The following is a 23,284-nucleotide window of genomic DNA, read 5'->3' on the forward strand; positions in this document are numbered from 1 at the left end:
TATCACCTCAAAATCTTGACTTCAGTTTCCAAACTTATTCCCGTCTTCTCAAGGACAATATCGTGAACCTTTTGAATAAGTGAAACTACATCTTCATAACTTGCATTGTCGACATTTATAATAAAGCCGGCGTGCTTCTTTGAGACTTCCGCCCCGCCGATTCTTAGACCTTTAAGTCCACATTCATCTATAATCTTTGACGCAAAACCGTTTTCAGGTCTCTTAAACACACTTCCACATGAAGGATATTCGAGTGGTTGCTTTTCACGTCTTCTTCCGTTCAAATCATTAATAACAGCCTCGATTTCTTTTTGGTCACCTTCTTCGCCTATAAATGTCGCACCAACAATTATTTCTCCGTTTGTTTGAAATGAACTGTGCCTTTGCGAAAAATCGATTTGTTCTTTTGTATAACTTACAATCTTACCGTCTCTAATTGCTCTAACACTTTCCAAAACGTCGCTTATAACCGGTCCATACGCACCTGCATTCATAAAAATTCCTCCACCTACAGTTCCCGGAATTCCGTCCAAAAATTCAAAACCTTTTAAATAAGACTTAAGTGCGAACCTGCTCAGTGCTTTCATAGTGGCTCCGGATTCAGCCACAATTCTATATCCGTCCTTTCGGATTTTTGAAAAATTGTCCCTTAAAATCATAAAACTTTTATCATAATACTCGTCCGGAATAATAAGATTGGAACAATTCCCTATTACAATTACTTCATTACATTTATTTAAAACATCTATAATATCGTCAGTATCTTCCGGAAAGAAAATCTCTTTTACATTCCCTCCGACTTTCATCGACGTATATGGTTTAATAGATACATTTTTCAATACTTCCATATTACACCTCATACATACATTATACCCAATTATGAGCAATAAAAAAAGAGTGCTTTCTACGTTTTAGATGCAGTACTCTTTTTTTATTGAAATATTTTTATTTATATAAATTCTAACTACAATTAGTTTTGTGCATTAAATAGCTCGAAAAACTTTCCGTTTGCATTCATCAACTCATCAAAACTTCCTTCTTCCACAACTTTTCCGGCATCAAGCACAATAAATTTTGTCGCTCTTCTTAAACCTTGAATTCTATGCGTAGTAAAAATTGCGGATCTGATATTGGAGTCTTCCAAAAGATTTTCCCAGAAAACTTTTTCTTGTATCGGATCAAGTGCGCTCGTCGGTTCGTCAAATATCAGCACATTTCCTCCGTGATAGAGAGTTCTTGCGGTTGCAATTCTTTGCCACTCGCCGCCCGAAATTTCCACACCGTCATTGTAAATTTTGCCCAAATGTGTTTCCATATTATTGCCGAATTTTTTCAGTACTGAATCAGCGCCTGAACGATGTATTGACTGGGCGAGATCATTCTTGGAATTTTTATTTATATTGCTCAGCTCCACATTTTCACGGAAAGTGATTTCGTATTTATTGAAATCTTGAAAGAGCACTCCAAAGGAACTTCTAAGCTCGTCAATATCGTATTCCTTAATGTCTTTGCCGTTTATGAGAATTTGACCGCTATCGGCGTCATATAGCCTCAATAAAAGCTTCATAATTGTGGTTTTCCCCGAACCGTTTACGCCCACAATTCCAAGCCTATCCCCGAAGTTAAAATCGAAGCTCACATTTTCCAAAGCATAGTCATCTCTTCCCGGATATTTGAATGACACACTTTTAAATTCAATTTTATTCACATCGTTGCAATTTGAATCTCCGGAAGCCATATTGAAATCGAAATCCAAAAATTCAAAATAAGTATTCATAAAAAGTTCCGTTTCAAGAAGCATCGAGCCTTCCTCGATAAATCTTATGGAGCTTCTTGCAGTGTATAAAAGATAATTTAGAAATAGCGAAAGAGCCCCGATGGTATAAATTCCGGCGACTACGTTTTTCACAAATAAAACTATTGTTATGGATAAAACCACGACTCCAAAAATTGAAACAAGCACTCCGGCAAGTCCCTTCTTTCTTCTGTCTTTAGCGGATTCCCCATTAATTCTATCAATAATTTCATCATAATCTTCTTTAAATTTGTCGCCATATTTAAAGACAACTCTTTCTTTTGAAAAATCTCTTCCGAGCAATATGTCCCTGTAATAGTTTAATTGTTTTACAAAAGGCGATCTTGTGACGGTGTTTTCATAAGCTGCCACTTGGAGTTTGTAGACGATATAACTTTGAGGAAAAATACCAACCAAAAATGCTAGTGGAATCCAAATGGAATAAGCCGATAGCTGAGCAAACATAACCACGATTGTAACGAAAATTCTTATGATAGAAAATGAAAATACAATCAAATTTATCGGTCTGAATGCGATTTCCATTTGAAGCATATTGAGTCTGTCGTAAAATTCAGGATTGTCCAATGTGTTTAAGTTATCCACTTCTGAGACTTTATTAAAAAGATCCATATTGACCTTTTTAACAAGTGAATCTGTGCATTCCCCTTGCACAATCATCATCAGCGGGCCCACCAAAAAATCTATGAGCACCGCAATGATAAACGGTAACATTATAAGTATCGCTGATTTAACATCCGATAGCGTTTTTACACTGTCTATGAATTTTGCAATTGCCGTCGCTTGAACGACAGGAATAAAAATTTGCAGTGCCAAAATTATCATAAGAAATGTAACTTTGGTAGGTGCACTTTTAAAAATCAACCCAAGTGACCTAAAAAATATTTTTAGATATGATGGCTTTTCCGATTTATTCATATTTTCCTCCTATAGTTTTTCACCACATGTTAACATCTCCATCTAAAATAACAAGATTTTCAGTGTCTAATATAAAATTTATTTTATGAGAGAAGATGTGTAGTTTTAGTTAAGTACTTTGTGTGTAATTAATATAGTTATGCTATATTTTATATGATTAATTGCACTTATAAAATTCTTTCACAATATTTATACCCAAAAAAAATAATTAAACCAAAATTATATTAATAAGATTTATTGATTTATTTTGTAACTCTGTCATGCTGACTTCGAAACAACGGATAGATTTTATGTAATAAATCAATCACATGAGTTAGTATAAGCAGTAGATTTTTACAATAATGTGAAGTTCAGAACTGCGTGTTTTGTGCTCAATTTGTGCTCGGTTTGTGTGCAACGTGCGTAAAAATATATGATTTTATGTTGATTTTTCGAAAATCCACAAAAATAAAAAAAACGTTACAACCATTAAAATTGCAACGTTTTATTTGGTGCTGAAGACAGGAATCGAACCTGCGACCTGCTGGTTACGAATCAGCTGCTCTACCGACTGAGCCACTTCAGCATGTTTATAACAAAATCTATTATACCAAATTCCATTTATAATTACAAGTGTTTTAAACGCAATTTTTCGGTAAATCTCTCGAATACATTTTTGCATAAACAAAAAACACTTCTCGAAATTGAAAAGTGTTTAAGTGATTTAATTAAAATATTTTTTAAGTCTTCTTGCAGCGTCTCTTATAACTTCTGTCGGTGCGGCAAGGTTTATTCTTTCAAATCCGTCCGCAACTTCTCCGAACTTATGTCCATGATCAAAAATCACAGCACAATCCTCTGCAAGAGTTTTTTCTCTTTCCTCACGCGTCATATCGTATGCGCGGAAATCGAGGAACATGAGATAAGTTCCTTCAGGTTCAACGATCTTAATCTTTGTGTCTTTAAGCTCTTCTTTCAAAACATTTTGATTTTCGATTATTTTTTCAATAAGTTGACCTAGCCATTCTTCGCATTCATTGTAGCAAATTTCAGCAGCTTTAAATCCGAGTGCGGAGTTTGCGTGCGATTGAACGCCCATAACTGCTTGTATAAAATTCTTTTTGAGCTCAGGATTTTTTATAATTGTTGTAGAAACTCCCATTCCGGCGAGATTAAATGTCTTTGATGCCGATGTGAATGTGATTGTTCTGTCTGCGAGTTCATCCGATAACGTTTGAAATACAATATGTTTATGACCCGGCATTATTATGTCCGAGTGAATCTCATCGCTTATCAAATACAAATCGTTTTCAAGAATTATTTTCTCAAGCTTTTCAAGTTCTTCTCTTGTCCAAACGCGTGTAACCGGATTATGAGGTGAACAGAAAAGAAGCACTTTGTTTTCTTTCATTTTAGCAAGTTCTTCAAACTTTTCAAAATCGATATAAAATCTGTTGTCTTTTTCAATTAGAGGAGCGTCAACAAGCTTTCTTCCTTGTGAAGTGACTGCACTGAAAAAAGGAAAATATACCGGAGACATAACTATTACGCCGTCTCCTTCGTTTGTGAGTGATTTTACTGCATTAAAAATCGCAGGAACGACCGCCGTGTTGTTTACCATCCATTCATCCATAACTTCAAAATCGTGCACTCTTTTGAGCCATGATTTCAAAGCTTCCTTGAAGTCTTCGTTTGCTTCAGTGTATCCAAGAACCATTTCATCTAAAAACTTTTTCAATCCTTCGACCATTTCCGGTGGATTTTTAAATTCCATGTCTGCTGTTGAAAGCGGAATCGTGTCAACCGGCAAATCGGGAAATTCTCTGAATGTTTTTCTGTATTTTACAGAGCCTTGTTCTCTTCTGTTTGTTAGCGTTTCAAAATCGTATTTCATTATACCCTCGTTTCTTCAAACTCTTTCTTGTAATCATCTATAAATTCTCTAAATTTTTGGGCGAGTTCAATCGATAGTTCATAATCTTTCCCGCTCAATTCTCTGCCATTTATACTTTTTACAGAAACTACATCCATTCCGGTTCCTGAAAGTAGCGCACCGTCAATTGTTTTAAGTTCATCAAGTGACAGTTCCCTCTCTTCCACTTCCAAAGAAAGTCTATCTTCGCACATCTTATAAAAATTCTTTTTAACTACTCCAGGCAAAGTTTTGTTCTTTGTAGGCTCAAAAATTTTTCCGTCTTTTATATAATAAAAATTGGATCGCGAACCCTCGAGAACCTCGTTGCCATTATACAGAAGAAGCTCAAACAAATCATTTCTGTCCATGATTTCTTGAACCTCTTTTTTAAAATTCTTTCTATAAATCTTTCTCTCCGGATTTAGCCTTTCAAATTCGTAAAGCCCGATATTGACTCCATTTTTTCTTTCAAAGTCCGTCACTTCTCGAATTTTCATATCTTCCATAAAAACATCTTCGCCGTCAACCATAATCATGACGCTTTCAACATTTCTTTCAGGTTTAAAATCCGACATTATACCCTTTATTTTATCAAACAATTCTGTTTTGTTTGCTTTTTCAAGATTTCCATATAATCTCTTCATGTGATCTTCTAAAAACAAATAAACTCCATCTTCGCTTCTTATAACTTCATAAATAAAATTATCATTTAAATATGGTTTTTCATCTAAAAGATTGCCATTTTTATAAATCATTTTCCCTCCTATAAGATAGGGCTACCCAGTCTTGAAACATTTTCTTTTATTCTGATCCAATTGCTCCTCTTTTTATATTCTTCGAATGTTAGGCAATATGAATTTTCTCTTATATCTTCAATAAACTTCTCAGAAAATTGTCTTGCAATTTTTTCATCATAAATAAAAGCATTTGCTTCAAAGTTGAGTTGGAAACTTCGGACATCCATGTTCGCAGTTCCCATTGAAACCATCTTGTTATCCATAATTATAACCTTAGAATGTTGAAAACCTTTTTTATAGAAATAAACTTCTCCACCCGCTTCCAAAATTTTGCCTGCAAAAGATAGCGATGCCCAAAAAACGAACGGATGATCACCTTTAAACGGAAGAAGAAGTTTTACTTTTACTCCCGAAAGTATAGCAACCCTGAGGCTCTCAAGCACTGAATCATCTGGGATAAAATATGGTGTTTCAATGTATATACTATCTTTCGCAGAAGAAATCATTTTTAAAAAGCCATCTTTTATGCTCGGCCATTCATTATCCGGCCCAGATGTAACAATTTGACACGCACTTTTTCCTCTGAACTCATTAATCTCGTCTCCATATTTAACATGTTTGCTTCCGGACGCAAAATTGAAATCAAGAATAAATCTGTATTTCAACATATATACTGCAGAACCCTTTATTTTTATAACGGAATCTCTCCAAGATTCCCATTTTTTCCCACCATCATAATATTCATCTCCAACGTTAAAACCGCCAAGATATCCAATTTTGCCATCTAAGATATAGATTTTTCTATGATTTCTATAATTAATTCTCGGTGAAACGAAACTCAAAAAGAATGGGAAAAATATTTCAACTTGAACGCCGGCTTCACGCATCTTTTTTATATCTGAAGAGTGAAGCCTTCTCGAACCCATTCCGTCAATCAAAAGTTTTACATCTATACCCTCTCTTGCCTTCTTCTTCAAAATATCGCAGAGTCTTTTTCCCATATTGTCGCTTCTCATAATATATGTTTGAATATAAATTGAACTTTTAGCATTTTCAATTTCTTTAAAAAGCATGTCAAAAAATTCTTCCCCATCAAAAATCGGAAAGAAATCATTGTCCATAGTAAGTACAGAATCTCCGTTCCTGAAATGCATTTCAATCATATCTGCATATTCGTTAAACGGAAATATTTGTTGTTTGTCCATATCGCGGTGCAATATTTGCTTGCCGCCAATAAGGCCATGACTTTGAAGCCTATCTTTTACGAATTTGTCCTCAAACATTTTTCGCTTTTTAAAACTTCTTCCAAGCCATAAATATATAAAAAATCCAAAACCCGGCAAAAGAACGAGAATCGTAATCCACATCCACGTAGTGGTTGGATTACGTCTCTCCATAATGATCACCGCAATAGCAAGTATTATATTTATCCAAAGTAAATTGCTTAAAATCGGTATTATCAATTCTTTCAATTCTTCTACCTCAAATTAAATCTATCTTTTTGATTTATATCTCTTTTGATTTGACAAAATTTTCTTTCTAATTCTTAGTGAATTTGGAGTTACTTCAAGAAGTTCGTCATCCTCAATAAATTCAAGTGCTTCTTCAAGCGACATCGTAATCGGTGGAACAAGTCTTAGGTTTTCGTCAGAACCGGCAGCTCTCATATTTGTCTTTTGTTTTTCCTTACCAACGTTAACTTCAATATCGAGTCCCTTAGGATTTTCTCCTACAATCATTCCTTCATAGACCTCAACACCCGGTCCAATGAACAGATTTCCTCTGTCTTGTGCTTGGAATAGTCCGTAAGCTGTCGATGTTGCATTTTCAAACGCAATAAGTGATCCCATTTGTCTCTTAGGAATGTCACCCTTATATGGTTCAAAGTCTTTAAATTCAGTATTTATAATTCCTTCTCCCCTGGTGTCAGTTAAGAATTCTTGTCTATATCCGATAAGACCTCTGGCAGGGATTTCAAATTCAAGTCTTGAATACCCACCTCTGCTTTCGGTCATATTCTTTAGCTCACCTTTTCTTTGACCAAGTTTATCCATAATTGAACCTATATAAGCAGCGTCAACATCGATGATAACCTCTTCTATAGGTTCAAGCTTTTGTCCATTTTCATCCCTCTTATAAAGAACTTGAGGTTTCGATACTTGGAATTCATATCCTTCTCTTCTCATCGTTTCAATAAGAACTGAAATATGAAGCTCCCCTCTTCCTTTAACAATAAAGCTGTCTGTCGAATCAGTTTCTTCAATCTTCATAGAAACATTTGTTTCAATTTCTTTCATAAGTCTGCTTCTGAGTTGTCTTGATGTGACAAACTTACCTTCCCTTCCAGCAAAAGGTGAATCGTTAACACTGAATGTCATGGAAATTGTCGGTTCACTGATTTTAACAAATTCGATTGGGCTTTCCCCTTCAACCGTAAGCGTGTCTCCGATTTCAAGATCTGATATTCCTGTAACTGCAACAATATTTCCAGCCGTTGAAGACTCTACTTCAACCCTATTCAAGCCTTCAAACTCATATAATGCTGCAATTTTAGCACGCACATGTCTATCCGGATCGTTATGATTTACAACTATACAGCTGTCGTTATCCTTTAATGTTCCCGATTCGATTTTGCCGATTCCAATTCTACCTAGATATTCACTGTAATCGATTGTAGAAATCAAAAGCTTTTTAGGCCCATTTACATCAACTTTTGGTGCAGGAATATACTTTACAATCGCATCAAAAAGTTCATGCAAATCTTTTGCAGGTTCGAGTGCGCTGTATCCACAGTAACCGTCTCTTGCGGACGCAAATAAAAACGGTGCTTCCAACTGTTCATCACCGGCTCCAAGCTCAATAAATAAATCTAGAACCTCGTCGATAACCTCGTCAACTCTCGCATCTTTTCTGTCGATTTTATTAACTATTACAATTACTTTTAAGTTAAGTTCAAATGCTTTTTTTAATACGAACTTAGTTTGTGGCATTGGGCCTTCAAATGAGTCAACAAGTAAAAGAACCCCGTCTGCCATCTTCAAAACACGTTCAACTTCACCACCGAAATCTGCGTGGCCCGGTGTGTCTATAATATTTATTTTTGTGTCATTATAAACTACAGAGGTATTTTTACTTGTAATTGTGATACCTCTTTCACGTTCTAGGTCATTAGAGTCCATTACACGGTCTTGAACTACTTGGTTTTGCCTAAAAATACCTGACTGTTTAAGCATAGCATCAACAAGCGTAGTCTTGCCGTGGTCAACGTGAGCAATAATGGCTATATTTCTAATATCTTTCAAATTATCATCTCCTAACGTATATTATAACAGCCAATCTTTGATTATTCAAGTAAATAGCAGTTAAAATATGATTAAATAGAGATTTTTATTAATTTTATAATTATAAATTAATGATTAAATAACTAAGTTTAAATATTAAATTATTTATTAAATAAATTCTACAAATTTATCATGTTGACTTTAATATATTAAAAGTATATAATAATACTAAAGTTGCTTAAATTATCTATATTTAAACATCTTTAAGTTTTTAAGGAGCGGAAATGCTCGATAAACTATTAATGGAGGTATATTATGACTGAAAAATATTCTTTAAATGTTCCTACGCCGACACATTTTACATATGCGGTTAGGGATTTGCCTACAGTAACAGTGGAGGAACGTGAAACGGCTTTAAAAGCTACACACTACAATGAATTTGCATTCCCATCAGGACTTCTTACAATTGATATGCTCTCAGATTCGGGAACCACAGCAATGACGAATACTCAATGGGCTTCTCTATTTTATGGAGACGAAGCATATGGAAGAAATACGGGGTACTATGTTCTTTTGGACACCTTCCGTGATATTTTCGAACGTGGCGGCGAAAAAAACTGGAAAAAGATTTTAGATCTTGTTAGAACGGACTGCAGAGACGTCAAGAAAATGATGGACGAAGTTTATCTTTGTGAATATGAGGGTGGTCTATTTAATGGCGGAGCCGCCCAAATGGAACGTCCAAATTCTTTTATTATACAACAAGGTCGTGCAGCTGAATCAGTGCTTATGGAAATTGTTAGAAATATTTTACAAGAAAGACATCCGGGAAAAGTTTTCACAATTCCGTCAAACGGTCACTTCGACACAACCGAAGGAAATATAAAGCAAATGGGCTCAATTCCAAGAAATCTATACAACAAAAAACTGCTATATGAAATTCCTGAAGGCGGAAAATATGATAAGAATCCGTTTAAAGGAAATATGAACCTCGAAAAACTTGAAGAACTCATTCAAAAAGTTGGTGTTGAAAACGTACCGTTGATCTTTATGTGTATTACAAACAATACCGTTTGTGGACAACCTGTTTCAATGGCAAATATAAGAGAAGTGAATAAAATTGCTCACAAATATGATATTCCTCTAATCTTTGACGTTGCACGTTGGGCTGAAAATTCATATTTCATAAAGATGAACGAAGAAGGCTACAAAGACAAGTCAATTGGAGAAATTGCAACTGAAATGTTCTCTTATTGTGACGGTTTTTGTATGTCTGCAAAGAAAGATGGGCACGCAAATATGGGTGGTATGCTAGCATTTAGAGACAAAGGTCTCTTCTGGCAAAAATTTTCCGACTTCAACGAAGACGGCTCAATCAAGATGGATGTCGGTGTAAGACTTAAAGTAAAACAAATTTCATGCTATGGTAACGACTCATACGGCGGAATGAGCGGTCGCGACATTATGGCTTTAAGTGTCGGTCTATACGAAAGTTGCAACTTCAACTATATGGACAGTCGTGTTAAACAATGCGAATATCTTGCACAAGGTTTTTATAAAGCCGGTGTAAAAGGCGTCGTACTTCCTGCCGGAGGTCACGCGGTCTACATCAATATGGACGAATTTTTCGACGGCAAACGTGGCCACGAAACTTTTGCAGGTCAAGGCTTCTCACTTGAACTCATCAGAAGATACGGCATAAGAGTTGCTGAGCTCGGAGATTTCTCAATGGAATACGACTTGAAAACTCCTGAACAACAAGCTGAACTTGCGAATGTAGTACGATTTGCAATCGATAGAAGCAGACTTACACAAGAGCATCTAGACTATGTAATTGCTGCTGTAAAAGCGCTCTATGAAGACAGAGAAAGCATTCCGAATATGCGAATTCTTTGGGGACACAATCTCCCAATGAGACATTTCCACGCATTCTTGGAACCATATGAAAATAAATAAAAATAAAACAAAAGGCGACAGAGCTTAAAAGCTTTGCCGCCTTTTTGTTTGAAATTGTTTTTTATAAATATATATTTAATTAATAAAACCTACAACATCCGATAGAAATTTTTGCGAACCGTCTTTGTTAATCTTTATGGTGTATACGTTTTCAACATAGTTTTTATCATTTTCATCGGTTTTTATTAATAGTGCGGAATAAAGTTTGAAATCTTTGAATTCCGCGACGCTCTCTTTTAATGAAATATATTCTCCAACATATAAAATGTTACTGCAATTAATATTGATTTCACTTATAAAACCTGACTTAAATCTCTCCAACTCACTGATTTTAATTTTTATATATTCATCCGAATTGCACATTTTCTTTTCCATTAAAGCTACTTCTTTGTCTACCGGATTAGGTGCAGACTTCCACTTGAGATCATATTTTTTATTGTATGAGTAAATTTCTTCACGCTTAAAAATCTGAGAATTGAAAAATGGAATTGAAATTTTAGTATTTAAATTTTGAGGCAATAAACTTAAATCAGTGTAGTTCAAAATCAAGTCCCCTTTTATTTTATTTATATCTTTAATATCAACATCTCCTGCAACTATTACAACCGGTTTATTTTCTTTAGTATCTACATAATTAATTCCACTTTTTTCTGTAATTTCCCAATCATAAGCGGTAATTATAATCCCCTTAAAAAATCTTTAAAATAAACTTTACCTAGTAAAAATTCCTCTCCATTACGAAAATCTGAGTATTTATATTGCCCATCTACATATGAATTTTTTGGACTATACGACAAATTTTTCGTATTCCATCCGCTTTCACTCACCGCTCCTCGCTCAACAAAAAAATCTTTCCAACGCTTTAATATTTTGACATCCTCGGTATATATACTGCCTATGAAATTGTCCGAAGAAAAAAGATTATGATTATAATCCAAGTCTAAAAAAATTTCAGTCTCTCTCCACTCACCATTTTTATAAATGTATGCAGTGGTTGCTTTTTTGTAAGAAAAATTCAAAAAATAAAATCTAAATATAATCAAAATAAAAATCACTATTAAAATCGAAATTAATATCCTATTTAATTTTTTAGCGCGTAAAGCATGCATTTAAACCATATATCTCCTATCCTTTTGAACGTATAGCTTGTTTTAAAAAAATTAGAAACCTATTTATAATAATTCTAAATCTTTTAGCAGATAATAACGATTCTTTAAATTATTTTATCACTTTTTAATAATCTAATCAATACATGCATATTTAAAATTTGCAAGCGATATTTATCACATATATAAAATTTTAAATAAAAAATACCCCTTAATATTATCATTTAAGGAGTACGAATCATAACATTGACAAATTTTATAAGTATTTCACACATACAACACGATTTCTACAAGCTTCAAACTCATCCACAACCGCATCTACAAGGCAGAGCCCTCTACCTCCGACAAATTCAGAGTTGTGTTCTTTATTCGGTTTTATGCAATCGATGCCACAACCTTGATCTTTTACTACGATTTTGATTTCGGAATCCTGAATATGTACATAGACCGTTATCAATTTATCCGGATCAAGCCTATTACCATGGAGTGCAGAGTTTATTGTAAGCTCGTTTAAAATAAGCTTTACGTCAAATATAACATCTTCATCAGTGATATATTCTCTGACTAAGCTTACCAATTTAGAATTAAATTCTCGTATTCTTTCTATGTCAGTTTCAACCGACTCAGAATAATCAAGTAGCATTTCTCTCACTCCTTCCCAATATTTTATACCCACTATAATATATCCTAAACAAGTTTTTAATCTTTTTGATGATTGTTATAAAAATTTGTACCCAAGAAAAATAAAAAGAGGAGTTTTCAACTCCCCTATTTTTTCTTGTATCCACTTTGAAATTCTGTCCAAATTCTATCATAAAGTTTCAACTTTTGAGATGGGTCTTCAAAAATTTCAAAATTTGTCATATTTGTCCTGTCAGGATACAGTGCCTCATTATTCACCAAAGACTCAGGAAGATATTTCTTAGCTTCTGATTCTACTGTCGCATACTGTAAATATTCAGCATTTCTTGCGGCTATTTCCGGTCTTAATAGAAAATTAATAAAGTCGTGTGCTCTATTAACATTTCTTGCATTTTTAGGAATTGCAGCAACGTCAAACCAAAGATTCGTGCCTTCCTTAGGAAGGACATATTTGTATTTAGGATTTTCTTCTATTACGATTCCCGCATCTCCGGAATACACAACCCCAACATTAGCATCTTCAGCGATTAAAATATCTTTGATTTCATCACCCAAATACGCATACACAAGTGGCTTTTGATCAATCAGTTCATTCTTTGCATCTTCGAGCTGGGCTTCATCAGAAGTATTCATACTATATCCTAGTTTCTTTAAAGCAACCATCAAAATATCACGTTGTGAATAATATAAAACCATATCCTTTTTATACTTTTCATTCCACAAATCTGCCCACTTTTGCAATCCTTTAGGATATTTTTCAGAATTATAAATAATTCCTACAGTACCCCAAAAGAACGGTACACTATATTTATTCTCTTTATCATAACTCATTCCTGTCAAGTCTTTGTCAACATATTTAAAATTATCTAACTTACTGAAGTCCAGTTCATTTAAAAGACCTTCATTTGACATTCTCTCAAGCATATATTCAGATGGAAATATAACGTCCATAGGCTCGGATGAGTTTTTAATTTTAACATATAAATCTTCATTTGTAGCAAACTCTTGATATATAACTTTCACATTATACTCTTCTTCAAACTCTTTCACAACGTCCATATCCATATAGTCGCCCCAGTTATATATATAGAGTTTTTCACCGTCATCATTGCAGGCAGTCATTAAAAAAGCTACCAAAACAACAATAAAAGGGATTAATTTCTTCATTCTGTTTCACCCATACCCATTTTAAGCATTGCTTCTTTTTTCTTTTCAAGTTTATTTTTTCTTAAATTTATAACTATTACAAGTACAATCATTATGACGAACATCAATGTTGAAAGTGCATTTATTACAGGATTTATTCCTCGCCTTGCCATTGAATAAACAGTAATTGATATATTTTGAATACCTTTGCCCGTTGTGAAAAAACTTACTGCAAAATCGTCTATAGAAAGAGTAAACGCCATCAATGCACCACTTAAAATTCCCGGTTTTATTTCCGGAAAAATTACATACTTAAATGATTCCCATCTCGTTGCCCCAAGATCAAGTGCCGCCTCATACAAATTCGGATTCATCATTGAAAGACGTGGCATAACGTTAAAAAGGACATAGGGTGTCAAAAATGCCACATGGCTCAAAATTATTGTCAAATATCCAAAGTCCAGTTTCATAAAATTATATAAAGCGACAAGGCTTACTGCTATAACAATGTCCGGATTTAAAATCGGAAGGTAGTTTAATTCCATAAAAAATTTTTTAACTCTACCGCCCGCTCTAAAAAGACCGATTGAACCAATTGTACCAATGATTGTCGCAATTAGTGTAGAAACTACTCCAATAAGGATTGTGTTGTAGAAGCTCATCAATACTTCTTTGCTTTCAAAAAGTTCCTTATACCACTTGAGACTGAAACCGCCCCATACTACTCTCGACTTCGTTTCATTGAAAGAATAAATTATGAGTATAATTATCGGCAAATAGAAAAATAGATAAATGAGAGAAATATATAGGTTTTTTAAAATCTTTTTCATTATATAATTCCCCCTTCGATTCCATCTTCATCAGCATTTTGGAGACTGAATTTTATAAGCACCAAAATAATAATTATTAAAACAATACTTATTGCCGAACCGAAGTTCCAATCTCCGGTATACCTGAACTGTTGTTCTATGATGTTTCCGATTAAATTTATATTATTGCCACCAAGAAGTTGTGATATAACGAATGTCGATATTGCAGGTATAAATGTCATTGTTATTCCTGTAATGACACCGCCTTTTGTTAGCGGAAATATGACCTTTCTAAACACTTCCTGCGGTGTAGCTCCAAGATCGTATCCCGCCTCGATATAGCCGTAGTCAAGCTTTGTTATAGCGGTAAATATCGGAAGAATCATGAACGGCAGATAATTGTACACCATACCGACCATTATCGAAAAGTTATTGTACATAAGTTCAAGCTGCCCAATACCGATTTTAACCAAAAAACTATTCACAAGACCATTTCTTCCAAGAAGTGTGAGCCATGCGTATGTTCTTAAAAGAAAGTTCATCCACATCGGGATCATAATTAAAATCATATAGAAGTCGCTGTTTTTCTTTTTCGCTATAAACCATGCAAATGGATAACCTATCAAAAGGCATATTAATGTCGAAAAAAATGCAAGCTTAAACGACGCCCAAAGTATGCTTAGATAAATGGGACTGAAAAATCTTTTAAAGTTTGCAAGACTGAAAACCGTTTTACCCGATTCATCAATTGAAAATCCCAAAAGCAAAATCAATAAAAGTGGGACAAGAATGAAAAAAATTGCCCATAGTCCGTAAACAATAACCGGTAATTTAAATCTTTTCATTACTCTTTCCCCATAACATGAATGTTTTCAGGTGCAACAGTAATATAAACTTCACTGTCTTCTTCCGGTGCAACTGTACTTTTTGCTTTCCAAATGGTGTCATTTATATTTATCAATATTTCGTAATGAACACCTCTAAAAATAACATTCTCAACGGTCCCTTTAATCCTGCTTTCGCCGTCCTCGTGCATAATCTCCACATCTTCCGGTCTAATAACAACGTCAACTTTTTCTCCAGGTCTAAAACCTTTGTCAACACACGGGAATGTAGCATTATTAAAACTTACACTGTAATCATGATTAAACACACCTTCACTGATGTTGCTTTCGCCTATAAAGTCTGCAACAAAAGAATTGGCGGGCTCATTATATATGTCAATAGGTTTTCCGAGTTGTTCGATAATACCTTCGTTCATAACAGCGATTCTGTCACTCATAGAAAGGGCTTCCTCCTGGTCGTGTGTAACAAATATAAATGTTATTCCAAGCTCCCATTGCATGTTAATAAGCTCTGTTTGCATTCCCTTTCTAAGTTTGTTGTCAAGTGCCCCAAGCGGTTCATCAAGTAAAAGAACTTCCGGTTCATTTACAAGAGCTCTTGCAATTGCAATTCTCTGCTGTTGTCCACCTGATAAACTAGTAACCGCTCTATTTGCATATTTAGGCAAATTTACAAGTTCAAGCATTTTATATACTCTTTTTTTAATTTCAGTTTCGTCAGTTTTTTTCAAACGAAGTCCAAAAGCTATGTTGTCATAAACATTTAAATATGGAAAAAGTGCATATTTTTGAAAAACAGTGTTTACTCGTCTTTTATTAGGCGGAATATTTGTTATATCTTTTCCTTCGAAAATAATTTTTCCAGCATCCGGATATGCAAATCCACCAATAAGTCTTAGAGTTGTGGTTTTCCCGCAACCCGATGGCCCCAAGAGAGTCAAAAACTCACCTTTTTTTATATCGAGCGAAACATTGTCCAAAACAACTTCGCCGTCATAAGATTTTCTTAAATTTTGTAATGATAAAAAGCTATCTTGTTCCATCTACTCACTTCCTTTTAATTAATTTTTATTTTATTTTATATGATTCGCGTTTCTCGAATATTTCTTGCTCTATTTCAATATAATTAATTTTCGATTCTTCCTCAAGCACTTGCTCAAGTGTAGGATTTGTCTTAGGATGTTTTGCAACAAAAACAGTACAACAATCCTCAAAAGGTTCAATAGACTTTTCGTATGTGCCAAACTTTCTAGCAAGATCAATAATTTCCGTTTTATCGTATGTTATTAGCGGTCTTAAAATTATTAAATCTGTTACCGGATCAACAACACTCATTCCCGGAAGCGTCTGACTTGCAACTTGTCCCAAATTTTCACCCGTGACAAGAGCGGTTCTGTCGTTGTCTTTCGCCATAAGAGTTGCAAGTCTTGTCATAGATCTTCTTTGTAGAAGAGTCGTAAATCTTATATCGCAATTCTTTGTGATTGCCTCCTGTATCGGAAACAAGTTGAACGAAAAGAGCATTCCGTATGGTTCATATTCCGTGCAGAGTTCAGCAAGTTCCTTTGTCTTTAAAAAGCTTCTCTTCGATGTAAAAGGATATGAGTGGAAATGTATATAGTCCACTTGAAGGCCTCTTTTCATAGCAAGAATAGAGGCTACAGGCGAATCTATCCCTCCGGATAAAAGACTCAAAACTCTTCCATTTGATCCAACCGGCATTCCGCCAAGTGCTTTGATTCTTCCAGGCGATACAAATGAATTTTTTCTCACGTCAACCCTTATAATTCTATCAGGATTCTTTACATCAACAGTTAACCCCAAATTTTCCTTTAAAATTGCTCCACCGACAAGTCTGCTAATTTCAGGACTTTTTATCGGAAAACTCTTATCAACTCTCTTTGATTCAATCTTAAAAGTTTTAAACGGTGATCTTGACAGTTCAAATTTCGTCGCATGAATCGCAGCTTCAAAAATTTTGTCCAGAGTTGACTCCGTTTCAAACTGCGGTGCAATATAGCTTATCCCGAAAACTTTTTGAAGGCGTCTTACCGTTTCAGAGTTGTCTTCTGAATATATGAAAACTTTCGATTGATCAAACTTAAAATCCGGATTCAAATCGCTTAAAATCGCCTTTAAATTCTTTCTAAGTTCCCTTTCGAAAAATGGTTTATTATCTTTTTTTAGTGCAATCTCGCCATAGCTAACGGAAACACATTCCCTTATCATTTCATCAACTCCCTTATAACCGATACATACTCTTTTATCTTTTGAGCCGCAAATTCAACTTCTTCTTTTGTGTTGTAGTCTCCAAATGAAATCCTAATCGTGCCGCCGTAATAATCATCCGGAACATTCATAGCGATAAGACTTCTTGACTTTTTGGATGCGTGACTTGAGCATGCGCTAGAAGTGCTGACATAAATCTCATCACCCTCAAGCATGTGCACAAGAGCCTCACCCTTTACATTCTTAAAAGAAATATTTAATAAATTCGGGACAAAGTTTATCGGTTCATTTATTATTTTGTCCTCGATATCCCGAAGACCTTCAATCATTATATTTCTAAGTTCATACGCATGTTTTTGAAATTCTTCGACTGAATTTATAGACTCTCTCAGAGCCTCAAGCGTTGCAAAAATACCACCCACATTTTCAGTCGATGAGCGCATCTTATCTTCCTGACCGCCGCCTAGAAGGAGCGGATTTATTTTAATATCATTTAGATACAAAATACCTGTGCCTTTAAGGCCATGAAACTTGTGTGGGCTTATGGCTATTCCGTTTAAACTTGAGTCTTTTAAATTAATCGGTGTCTTTCCAATCGCCTGAACACAATCCGAAAAAACTTTTATATGAGGATGTTTTTCTTTGACCGCTTTTGAGATTCCAACAATATCGTTTAAAGCTCCAACCTCATTGTTTACCGCCATTATAGCAACAAGTGAAGTATTGTCCCTCACTCTGTCTAATACCATTTCCGGCGTAATAATTCCATTTATCGGCTCGAGATATGTAACCTCCCCACCGTTATCTTCAAAATATCTTGCGTTTTCATATACAGCAGAATGCTCATAGAGAGATGTTATCAAATGTTCTCCCGGTTTTAAAAAACCTTTGAAAAAAGTATTAATAGATTCCGTTGCTGAAGACGTAAAATAAATTTCTCCATTTTGTGCTCCAAGCAACTTTTTGATTTCATCTCTCACATTCTTTAACTTAAAAAAAACCTCCTCGCCAAAGCTGTGTATGGCAGAAGGATTTCCCCATAATTCAGTCTGCGCAAGTAAATAAGCGTCTAAAACATTCTTACTCGGTTTAGTTGTTGCTGCATTGTCAAGATATATCATATTTTTCACCTCATACCTTAAATAATATCAAAAAAGCTGCGATTTTTCAATAGCTGATTCAATTTCGAATAAATTTAACAAATAAAAAAAGCTCTCGCTGTGAGAGCTAGTTTTTAAAAATTTCTTCAAATTTTTCTAAAATATATTCTTCATTTTCATCCAAAACTTTTTCAATTTCAAGAGTATTCATTGTCGGCTTTGCGCCGCTAATATATGAATGAATATAAATCTTAAAACTTTCATATGTCGGATAATCTCCAAATATAATATTTATATCATCTTCATTCATCGAACGAATCTCATCTACAGCCTCTTCAATCAATTTGTCACTTGCCTTATTTCCTGTGTGATTTGCCCAAACCAACATGTCCATATAGAATTCATTAAAAAACTCTTGATTTTCTTCAACAAAATTTGACTTATCATTAGAACTCATATCCGACTTATACAAGTCGATATTTTCTAAAACAATTTGCTTAAGATCATCAAAACTCATTTTGTCGTTAAATTTTATTTCGCCACTTTCAATTTTCGCCTGCAACTTATCTTTAAACTCAACAAGAGCATCATTTTTGTCATCACTTAGAATATATTTATCAAAAAAATCTTTAATTTCATCTTTTTTGTCTTTTAAAAATTCATCAACTTGGTCTTTTGATATTGCTATATTTTCAACTTCATCGTGTATATAATTATATAAATCTTCATAAACAGGATTATCACCAAGAATATTCTTCAAATCTTCCGATTTTTTTGATTTTAATTCATTTAAAACTAATTCATATTTAGATTCCAAATCTTCAGTTGTATCTTTTTCAACTTCAGGTTTTTTGTTTTTTTCATCCCAACCCTCAGGCTTTTCTGTTCTTTCACAACCAAATAAAAATACAGCAAAAACCATAAATAATAAAATACTTTTTTTCATATTTTTTCCTCCTCTTTCTATAATTACCCACAAAACAAAGTATATAAACCGATAAAGTTATAAATACATTTAAATAAAAATTAAGAATTTAGAAAATCCATTGATTTTTTTAAAGCTTTAATATAAACTATTTATAGAGGTGAATGATATGAAAAATATTGTAGTCGTAATGACAGGCGGTACAATCGCAATGAGAATAGATCCAAATCTTAGAGCAGCAATTCCATCGCTAAGCTCAGAAGAATTAATTGGTGAAGTGAAAGCTCATATAAAAGATACACAAATACGCGAAAAAGAATTATTTAACATCCCAAGCGGCCACATTACTCCTGAACGCATGACAGAGATCAGACAAGCTGTAGTCGAAGCTCTAAGCGACCCTGAGAACGTCGGAGTAATTGTAACACACGGTACAGACACTCTCGAGGAAACAGCATACTATCTTGACATATCAATCGACAATGAAAAACCTATTGTAATGACCGGAGCAATGAGAAATGCAAGTGAACTCGGATATGACGGAGAGCTCAACCTTACTGCCTCTATCGCAACTATACTTAACGAAGAAAGCAGAGGCCTTGGAACTCTTGTTGTTATGAACAACGAAGTGCACAGTGCTGCACAAGTAACAAAGACAAATACACTTTCTGTCAACACTTTTAAATCTCCGGAGCTTGGACCTCTTGGAATCATAGATAATGACGAAGTATTATATTATAGACGAGAAAAATCCGTAAAAAAAGTAATTGTCGACACGTTAGAACCTAAAATTGCACTCATTAAAATGGCTGCAGGCGTTGAAGGTGACATTATTGACTTTTATATTGACAACGGCTACAAAGGGATTGTTATTGAAGCTCTTGGCCGTGGAAATGTTCCCCCGGCAACTCTTCCTTCAATAAACAGAGCTCTTGAACTCAATATCCCTATAGTCCTTGTAAGCCGCTGTGCAACAGGTCGTGTGCTTGGAAGCTATGGATATCTAGGCGGAGGCAAAGGCCTTTTTGAATCAGGAGTTATAAACGGTGGATACCTCCCCGGACATAAAGCAAGAATCGCACTTATGGCACTCGTTTCTGCAAATAAATCAAAAGAAGAAATGGAACAATTCTTTAAGATATAATGATCGATATAATAAATTATGAGGATACATTTAAGCTCTCAATATATAATAGAGCAGACGATATATATCTGGACATTGAAACAACTGGGCTAAAAAGAAACTCCGACTATGCATGGGTTATAGGAGCTGCCTTTGTCAGAGAAAATAAGATAGAATCGAAACAAATATTCATCAAATCAAAAGATGATGAGAAAGAAAGCCTGTTATACCTAAATGAACTTCTTAAAAATAAACAAAGAATTGTTACATTTAACGGAAACATATTTGATATACCTTTCTTAAATGAAAGGGCAAATACGTATGGAATTTCACTCAACTTTCCACAGGACAAATACGATTTATATGAACTCATTCGAAAGCACAACAAATTTCTGATGATAAAACGAATAAATCTAAAGACTGCTGAAAAATTTATGCGTATTGAAAGAAACGATCCACTGGCAGGTAAAGAAACACTGTCCCTTTACAAAACTTATGTTGAAACCGGATATGACTATTTAAAAAAATCGCTTTTAAATCACAACTACTATGACATCAAAAATTTACCACCACTTATGAATGTGAATGCAGTCATAAAAAATTACAACACCCTATATGACACGCGATTTATAATTAATGACTTCTACATTGTCGGCAATAGTATAGTTACAGAACTTATATCTAAACGACCAATTCCAAAAGTTTGTATATTTGATGGAGACATATCAATTCAAGGCAACATGAATTTCCTTCAAATACAATTTACACTTCAAAAAGCAATGAAAGATGGAATTGAGCTGCTATATTTCGGCGACACAAAAAAAGTTGTAAAATGGGAAAGAATCTATTACACAATTTTGAGGGAAAGAATTGAAGAAACCATAAAAAAATACGGGATATAATATGTACAAAAAAGGCCGAGAAAATCTCGGTCTTTTAATTTATATGTATTATTCAAATAAAAAATGTACATCAACGATTGAAATCAATCAAATGTACATCTGTTGTGGTGGGCCTTCGGGGATTTGAACCCAGGACCGACCGGTTATGAGCCGGGTGCTCTAACCACTGAGCTAAAGGCCCTTGATATTGGCAGGGGTAGCAGGACTCGAACCCACGGCATTCGGTTTTGGAGACCGACGTTCTACCAACTGAACTATACCCCTACAAATGGTGCTCCGAACCGGAATCGAACCAGTGACACGTAGATTTTCAGTCTACTGCTCTACCGACTGAGCTATCGGAGCATAATAAATGGCGGAGAAGGAGGGATTTGAACCCTCGCGCCGCTAAAAACACGACCTATACCCTTAGCAGGGGCACCTCTTCAGCCAACTTGAGTACTTCTCCAAAGGTTTTTACATAATATATAAATATCATAAAGAAGGAAAAATTCAACCTCTTTATGAATGCTAAATAAAAAATAAATTTTAAATTATAATAGAAACAAAATGGCGGAGAAGGTGTTTCCTATCGTCCGGCCTGCGCATTTCTTTTTCCTCGCTATTCGCTCGGGAAATACTTGGCGTTCGAATCCCACCTTTATACTTAATATAAATATATACAAAATATAAATGTATATAAGATTCGAAACAAAATGGCGGAGAAGGTGGGATTCGAACCCACGTAGGCTTGCGCCCTAACGGTTTTCAAGACCGCCCCGTTATGACCGCTTCGGTACCTCTCCATAAACCACAAACTATGTGGCATAATATTTGGTGACCCATCCGAGATTCGAACTCGGGACACCTTGATTAAAAGTCAAGTGCTCTGCCGACTGAGCTAATGGATCAAATGGCTGGGGTAACAGGACTCGAACCTGTGGAATGCAAGAGTCAAAGTCTTGTGCCTTACCGACTTGGCTATACCCCAACATGGTGGATGAGAGTGGATTCGAACCACTGAAAGCAAAGCTAACGGATTTACAGTCCGTCCCCTTTGGCCAACTTGGGTACTCATCCATATTGAAAACATTAGTGAAAATAAATGGAGCTGGTGATAGGACTTGAACCCACAACCTACTGATTACAAATCAGTTGCTCTACCGATTGAGCTACACCAGCGTAAATATAAAATGGCGACCCGGAACGGATTCGAACCGTCGACCTCCAGCGTGACAGGCTGGCATTCTAACCAACTGAACTACCGGGCCAAATTAAATTTTAAATCGAATAATGTAATAACCACAGTTCAAAGTTATGCCATCCATTCACAACAGTTTTATTCTAACATAACATTCACAAAATGTCAATAGTTTTTTAATAAAAATTATATATTATTTAATTTTTATGGTGGACGATACAGGGCTCGAACCTGTGACCCCCTGCTTGTAAGGCAGATGCTCTCCCAGCTGAGCTAATCGTCCAGGAAAATGGTGACCCTACCGAGATTCGAACTCGGGATACCGCCGTGAAAGGGCGATGTCTTAACCGCTTGACCATAGGGCCGTATTGGTAGCGGCGAAGAGATTTGAACTCCTGACACCACGGGTATGAACCGTGTGCTCTAGCCAGCTGAGCTACGCCGCCATAAATTAGTGGCGCTTGCGGTAGGGCTCGAACCTACAGCCTATCGGTTAACAGCCGATTGCTCTACCATTGAGCTACGCAAGCATTTATTAATAATAAAGAGAAAATTACATAGAATTTTCTCTTTAGTTATTATAGTGCGGCTTCGTCCTAATCTCCCGGGAGGTCGCCCTCCGAGTACCTTCGGCGATGCAAGGCTTAACTTCTGTGTTCGGCATGGGTACAGGTGGAT

At 35.1% G+C, this 23,284-nt stretch carries 19 protein-coding genes, 15 tRNA genes and 1 rRNA gene; 3 read left to right on the plus strand and 32 right to left on the minus strand.

Annotated elements, in window-relative coordinates; translation table 11 throughout:
- Positions 1-2: 2 nt before the first annotated feature.
- The 7 genes from murB to typA all read right to left on the minus strand — a co-directional run bounded on the left by murB (position 3) and on the right by typA (position 8,664).
- Positions 3-848: a UDP-N-acetylmuramate dehydrogenase gene (murB, locus tag C7381_RS06780; protein ID WP_165803626.1), complete on the minus strand. Its 846-nt coding sequence runs from the start codon at positions 846-848 to the stop codon at positions 3-5.
- Positions 849-970: 122 nt separating this feature from the next.
- On the minus strand, positions 971-2,731 hold the full coding sequence (locus tag C7381_RS06785) for an ABC transporter ATP-binding protein (protein ID WP_116480389.1): 1,761 nt from the start codon (positions 2,729-2,731) through the stop codon (positions 971-973).
- A gap of 489 nt (positions 2,732-3,220) precedes the next feature.
- Positions 3,221-3,296: transfer RNA gene (locus C7381_RS06790), tRNA-Thr, on the minus strand.
- Positions 3,297-3,434: 138 nt separating this feature from the next.
- Complete coding sequence (locus C7381_RS06795) at positions 3,435-4,604, minus strand: MalY/PatB family protein (protein WP_116480390.1); 1,170 nt, start codon at positions 4,602-4,604, stop codon at positions 3,435-3,437.
- Complete coding sequence (locus C7381_RS06800) at positions 4,604-5,380, minus strand: aminotransferase class IV (protein WP_116480391.1); 777 nt, start codon at positions 5,378-5,380, stop codon at positions 4,604-4,606. Before C7381_RS06800 ends, C7381_RS06795 begins: the two co-directional genes overlap by 1 nt.
- Before the next feature lie 8 nt (positions 5,381-5,388).
- A complete protein-coding gene (gene cls / locus C7381_RS06805) occupies positions 5,389-6,834 on the minus strand; it encodes a cardiolipin synthase (RefSeq protein ID WP_342748633.1) in 1,446 nt (481 codons plus the stop codon).
- A 21-nt stretch (positions 6,835-6,855) separates the two neighbouring features.
- Positions 6,856-8,664 carry a translational GTPase TypA gene (gene typA, locus C7381_RS06810; protein WP_116480392.1) on the minus strand — a complete coding sequence of 603 codons (1,809 nt, stop codon included), beginning with the start codon at positions 8,662-8,664 and terminating at the stop codon, positions 6,856-6,858.
- 294 nt (positions 8,665-8,958) lie between these two features.
- Between typA and C7381_RS06815 the strand changes: the two genes are divergently transcribed.
- Entirely contained in the window at positions 8,959-10,599 is a 1,641-nt protein-coding gene (locus C7381_RS06815) for a tryptophanase (RefSeq protein WP_116480393.1), read from the plus strand.
- Positions 10,600-10,674: 75 nt separating this feature from the next.
- On the opposite strand, the gene C7381_RS06820 is transcribed toward C7381_RS06815, so the two are convergent.
- From C7381_RS06820 to C7381_RS06865, 10 genes are all read right to left on the minus strand, one after another.
- A complete protein-coding gene (locus C7381_RS06820) occupies positions 10,675-11,142 on the minus strand; it encodes a hypothetical protein (RefSeq protein WP_116480394.1) in 468 nt (155 codons plus the stop codon).
- A 134-nt stretch (positions 11,143-11,276) separates the two neighbouring features.
- Positions 11,277-11,708 carry a hypothetical protein gene (locus C7381_RS06825; RefSeq protein ID WP_116480395.1) on the minus strand — a complete coding sequence of 144 codons (432 nt, stop codon included), beginning with the start codon at positions 11,706-11,708 and terminating at the stop codon, positions 11,277-11,279.
- A gap of 253 nt (positions 11,709-11,961) precedes the next feature.
- Positions 11,962-12,348, minus strand: coding sequence for an ATP-binding protein (locus C7381_RS06830; RefSeq protein ID WP_116480396.1), 387 nt, complete (start codon positions 12,346-12,348; stop codon positions 11,962-11,964).
- A gap of 125 nt (positions 12,349-12,473) precedes the next feature.
- Positions 12,474-13,514: an ABC transporter substrate-binding protein gene (locus tag C7381_RS06835; protein WP_116480397.1), complete on the minus strand. Its 1,041-nt coding sequence runs from the start codon at positions 13,512-13,514 to the stop codon at positions 12,474-12,476.
- Positions 13,511-14,326 (minus strand): ABC transporter permease, encoded by an 816-nt coding sequence (locus C7381_RS06840; protein ID WP_034545602.1) that lies wholly within the window; start codon positions 14,324-14,326, stop codon positions 13,511-13,513. Before C7381_RS06840 ends, C7381_RS06835 begins: the two co-directional genes overlap by 4 nt.
- Positions 14,323-15,147 carry an ABC transporter permease gene (locus C7381_RS06845; RefSeq protein WP_116480398.1) on the minus strand — a complete coding sequence of 275 codons (825 nt, stop codon included), beginning with the start codon at positions 15,145-15,147 and terminating at the stop codon, positions 14,323-14,325. The genes C7381_RS06840 and C7381_RS06845 overlap by 4 nt, the downstream gene beginning before the upstream one ends.
- Positions 15,147-16,190, minus strand: coding sequence for an ABC transporter ATP-binding protein (locus C7381_RS06850; RefSeq protein ID WP_116480399.1), 1,044 nt, complete (start codon positions 16,188-16,190; stop codon positions 15,147-15,149). Before C7381_RS06850 ends, C7381_RS06845 begins: the two co-directional genes overlap by 1 nt.
- A 25-nt stretch (positions 16,191-16,215) precedes the next feature.
- Positions 16,216-17,376, minus strand: a complete 1,161-nt coding sequence (gene thiI / locus C7381_RS06855; protein WP_116480400.1) for a tRNA uracil 4-sulfurtransferase ThiI — start codon at positions 17,374-17,376, stop codon at positions 16,216-16,218.
- Positions 17,373-18,497 carry a cysteine desulfurase family protein gene (locus tag C7381_RS06860; protein ID WP_116480401.1) on the minus strand — a complete coding sequence of 375 codons (1,125 nt, stop codon included), beginning with the start codon at positions 18,495-18,497 and terminating at the stop codon, positions 17,373-17,375. The genes thiI and C7381_RS06860 overlap by 4 nt, the downstream gene beginning before the upstream one ends.
- A gap of 106 nt (positions 18,498-18,603) precedes the next feature.
- On the minus strand, positions 18,604-19,422 hold the full coding sequence (locus tag C7381_RS06865; protein ID WP_116480402.1) for a hypothetical protein: 819 nt from the start codon (positions 19,420-19,422) through the stop codon (positions 18,604-18,606).
- Between the two features lie 148 nt (positions 19,423-19,570).
- Here C7381_RS06865 and C7381_RS06870 point away from each other — a divergent pair, with 148 nt between their 5' ends.
- Both C7381_RS06870 and C7381_RS06875 read left to right on the plus strand, forming a co-directional pair.
- The gene (locus tag C7381_RS06870) at positions 19,571-20,545 is read left to right on the plus strand and encodes an asparaginase (RefSeq protein WP_034545615.1); all 975 of its coding nucleotides are present in this window, start codon (positions 19,571-19,573) and stop codon (positions 20,543-20,545) included.
- Entirely contained in the window at positions 20,545-21,426 is an 882-nt protein-coding gene (locus C7381_RS06875) for a ribonuclease H-like domain-containing protein (RefSeq protein WP_116480403.1), read from the plus strand. The genes C7381_RS06870 and C7381_RS06875 overlap by 1 nt, the downstream gene beginning before the upstream one ends.
- A 105-nt stretch (positions 21,427-21,531) precedes the next feature.
- Here C7381_RS06875 and C7381_RS06880 read toward each other — a convergent pair.
- The 15 genes from C7381_RS06880 to rrf all read right to left on the minus strand — a co-directional run.
- A tRNA-Ile gene (locus tag C7381_RS06880) sits at positions 21,532-21,607 on the minus strand.
- Positions 21,608-21,614: 7 nt separating this feature from the next.
- A tRNA-Trp gene (locus tag C7381_RS06885) sits at positions 21,615-21,690 on the minus strand.
- A gap of 5 nt (positions 21,691-21,695) precedes the next feature.
- Positions 21,696-21,771: transfer RNA gene (locus C7381_RS06890), tRNA-Phe, on the minus strand.
- Between the two features lie 8 nt (positions 21,772-21,779).
- Positions 21,780-21,874 (minus strand) — tRNA-Ser (locus tag C7381_RS06895).
- A gap of 248 nt (positions 21,875-22,122) precedes the next feature.
- Positions 22,123-22,211 (minus strand) — tRNA-Ser (locus C7381_RS06900).
- 29 nt (positions 22,212-22,240) lie between these two features.
- Positions 22,241-22,316 (minus strand) — tRNA-Lys (locus C7381_RS06905).
- 3 nt (positions 22,317-22,319) lie between these two features.
- Positions 22,320-22,396: transfer RNA gene (locus tag C7381_RS06910), tRNA-Gln, on the minus strand.
- A gap of 3 nt (positions 22,397-22,399) precedes the next feature.
- Positions 22,400-22,485 (minus strand) — tRNA-Tyr (locus C7381_RS06915).
- A 26-nt stretch (positions 22,486-22,511) separates the two neighbouring features.
- A tRNA-Thr gene (locus C7381_RS06920) sits at positions 22,512-22,587 on the minus strand.
- A gap of 12 nt (positions 22,588-22,599) precedes the next feature.
- Positions 22,600-22,676 (minus strand) — tRNA-Asp (locus C7381_RS06925).
- Positions 22,677-22,813: 137 nt separating this feature from the next.
- Positions 22,814-22,889 (minus strand) — tRNA-Val (locus tag C7381_RS06930).
- A gap of 7 nt (positions 22,890-22,896) precedes the next feature.
- Positions 22,897-22,971 (minus strand) — tRNA-Glu (locus C7381_RS06935).
- A 4-nt stretch (positions 22,972-22,975) separates the two neighbouring features.
- Positions 22,976-23,052, minus strand: a tRNA-Met gene (locus C7381_RS06940).
- Positions 23,053-23,061: 9 nt separating this feature from the next.
- A tRNA-Asn gene (locus C7381_RS06945) sits at positions 23,062-23,136 on the minus strand.
- A 53-nt stretch (positions 23,137-23,189) separates the two neighbouring features.
- Positions 23,190-23,284: ribosomal RNA gene (rrf, locus tag C7381_RS06950) — 5S ribosomal RNA — on the minus strand; the annotation flags it as partial.

The sequence above is a fragment of the Ezakiella coagulans genome (assembly GCF_003096635.1).
Lineage (GTDB): Bacteria > Bacillota > Clostridia > Tissierellales > Peptoniphilaceae > Ezakiella > Ezakiella coagulans.

Coding starts and splice junctions, on each gene's coding strand:
- C7381_RS06870 (WP_034545615.1), top strand. CDS start 19,571: ATGAAAAATATTGTAGTCGTAATGACAGGCGGTACAATCGCAATGAGA.
- murB (WP_165803626.1), bottom strand. CDS start 848: ATGGAAGTATTGAAAAATGTATCTATTAAACCATATACGTCGATGAAA.
- C7381_RS06835 (WP_116480397.1), bottom strand. CDS start 13,514: ATGAAGAAATTAATCCCTTTTATTGTTGTTTTGGTAGCTTTTTTAATG.
- C7381_RS06845 (WP_116480398.1), bottom strand. CDS start 15,147: ATGAAAAGATTTAAATTACCGGTTATTGTTTACGGACTATGGGCAATT.
- C7381_RS06825 (WP_116480395.1), bottom strand. CDS start 11,708: ATGCATGCTTTACGCGCTAAAAAATTAAATAGGATATTAATTTCGATT.
- C7381_RS06865 (WP_116480402.1), bottom strand. CDS start 19,422: ATGAAAAAAAGTATTTTATTATTTATGGTTTTTGCTGTATTTTTATTT.
- C7381_RS06815 (WP_116480393.1), top strand. CDS start 8,959: ATGACTGAAAAATATTCTTTAAATGTTCCTACGCCGACACATTTTACA.
- C7381_RS06795 (WP_116480390.1), bottom strand. CDS start 4,604: ATGAAATACGATTTTGAAACGCTAACAAACAGAAGAGAACAAGGCTCT.
- C7381_RS06800 (WP_116480391.1), bottom strand. CDS start 5,380: ATGATTTATAAAAATGGCAATCTTTTAGATGAAAAACCATATTTAAAT.
- thiI (WP_116480400.1), bottom strand. CDS start 17,376: ATGATAAGGGAATGTGTTTCCGTTAGCTATGGCGAGATTGCACTAAAA.
- C7381_RS06785 (WP_116480389.1), bottom strand. CDS start 2,731: ATGAATAAATCGGAAAAGCCATCATATCTAAAAATATTTTTTAGGTCA.
- C7381_RS06830 (WP_116480396.1), bottom strand. CDS start 12,348: ATGCTACTTGATTATTCTGAGTCGGTTGAAACTGACATAGAAAGAATA.
- C7381_RS06875 (WP_116480403.1), top strand. CDS start 20,545: ATGATCGATATAATAAATTATGAGGATACATTTAAGCTCTCAATATAT.
- C7381_RS06850 (WP_116480399.1), bottom strand. CDS start 16,190: ATGGAACAAGATAGCTTTTTATCATTACAAAATTTAAGAAAATCTTAT.
- C7381_RS06860 (WP_116480401.1), bottom strand. CDS start 18,497: ATGATATATCTTGACAATGCAGCAACAACTAAACCGAGTAAGAATGTT.